Source organism: Bacillus sp. 05T31 (genome assembly GCF_056396725.1).
The window spans coordinates 1-2033 of the sequence record NZ_JBFTMA010000761.1 but is presented as its reverse complement, the minus strand read 5'-3'; the positions used below and the strand labels follow the sequence as shown (position 1 = coordinate 2033).

At 38.5% G+C, this 2033-nt stretch carries 2 protein-coding genes; one reads left to right on the top strand and one right to left on the bottom strand.

The features are described from left to right. Positions 1–1084 (bottom strand): tetratricopeptide repeat-containing glycosyltransferase family 2 protein (locus tag AC1DJR_RS27905; RefSeq protein ID WP_477004038.1); only part of this gene is annotated, 1084 nt, incomplete at its 3' end. Between the two features lie 165 nt (positions 1085–1249). Between AC1DJR_RS27905 and AC1DJR_RS27900 the strand changes: the two genes are divergently transcribed. After that, positions 1250–2033 (top strand): BclA C-terminal domain-containing protein (locus AC1DJR_RS27900; RefSeq protein ID WP_477004037.1); only part of this gene is annotated, 784 nt, incomplete at its 3' end.

The window sequence follows — 2033 nt, the reverse complement described above, 5'->3', positions numbered from 1 at the left end:
GTTTATCATAGATGCCTCTAAAATATTTACGGTTATATTCAATCGCAGCATTATTCGGAACATAAGAAGCTGCCAATTCATTATAATAATAAGCTTTATCTTGATCTCCTAATCTGCTATAACAAATACACATTTGTAAATATGGAATCCACGTATAACTAGCCGGACTGTGAAAAGGACTATCCTCTGCTAGCGGCACTTCAGTTGCTAGCTTAAACCAAAATATCGCTTCATTATACTTTTGTTGTTCCATATATATATATCCTATTCTTGTACAATTCTCTCCTCTAGGAATACCATAACGAAACGACTTCGTACAAGTTTCAACTGCCTTCTCCCAGTCTCCTAACTTCGCATAACAATCTCCTAACTTACCACATGCATAAATTTTCTCTTCATGCCATCCTTCCTCTTGATTAAGAAATGTTTCATACAGAAGAACCGCATCGTCGTATTTTTGATTATCCATAGATTCATTACCGTAATAAAATAAATCTCTCGGGCTTAATTCTTCTCCAGCTGCTACAGCATTTTGAAAAATTTTCAAATTACGATTCGTTATTTCTTTTTCTTTCTTATGTGTAATGGCGACATTACTATTGTAAATCTCACCAGAAACAGCTAAATACTCATGCACCTTTCCAAACCATTGAAATTGTTTTTCACGCTTTACAAGTCGATATCTTCTTGTGCAATATAAAGGTTTCCCATTAGAATCCATTACAAGATAATAAGGCATAGAAACAGCGTCAACTTTACCATCTAACTCTCGTTTTAATGTTTTCAGTGATTCTTGAGCTTCCTCTAATAACACATCATCAGCATCTAACCATAATATATATTCTTGCGTTGCTTTTGAAAACGCAAAATTTCTAGCTGCTGCAAAATCATCAACCCACGGAAAATCGTGTATGTTAGAAGTGTATTTTGCTACAATTTCCTTCGTTCGATCAGTGGATCCTGTATCAACTACAATAATTTCATCAACAATTTTTTCTACCGCGTCCAAACATCGATCTATTGTATTTTCCTCATCGCGAACAATCATACATAGACTAATTGTAATTCCTTGCTTGTTCAACATAATCACCCTCTTCCAACTCAATCATATGTTATACATACAATAAACTTTCCATTTTTTTAAGTTGTTCAAGCTATTTAAGATTTCTTTTYAATAATTCAAATGTCCGTGTCATTTTCTTRTGRTTTTGCATCTACTATATAATGAAAGCTTTATGGAGGTGAATTTATGTCAAATAATAATTATTCAGATGGCTTAAATCCTGATGAATTCTTATCAGCTAGTGCATTTGATCCTAATCTTGTAGGTCCAACTTTACCRCCAATACCRCCGTTTACMCTTCCWACCGGGCCAACTGGACCTACTGGGCCTACTGGGCCTACTGGACCTACCGTACCTACTGGGCCTACTGGACCTACTGGGCCTACTGGACCTACTGGGCCTACTGGACCTACTGGACCTACTGGGCCTACTGGRCCTACTGGGCCTACTGGAGACACTGGTACAACTGGACCGACTGGRCCGACTGGAGACACTGGCGCAACTGGACCTACTGGGCCGACTGGAGACACTGGTGCAACTGGTGCGACTGGTGCGACTGGACCTACTGGGCCGACCGGGCCATCTGGATTAGGACTTCCAGCAGGATTGTATGCATTTAACTCTGCTACAGTTTCTTTAGCTCTTGGAATTAATGATCCTGTACCGTTTAACACGGTTGGATCTCAGTTTGGTACAGCAATTTCTCAATTAGACGCTGATACTTTCATCATAAGTGAAACTGGATTCTATAAAATTACTGTTATCGCATATACTGCAGCAGTAAGTKTATTAGGTAGCCTTKCAATTCAAGTKAATGGAGTTAATGTACCAGGWKCWGGCACAAGCTTAATCTCACTTGGAGCACCTATCGTTATCCAAGCAATTACACAAATTACAATAACTCCATCAATGGTTGAAGCAATTGTTACTGGAATTGGATTATCATTAGCTCTTGGTACAAGTGCATCCA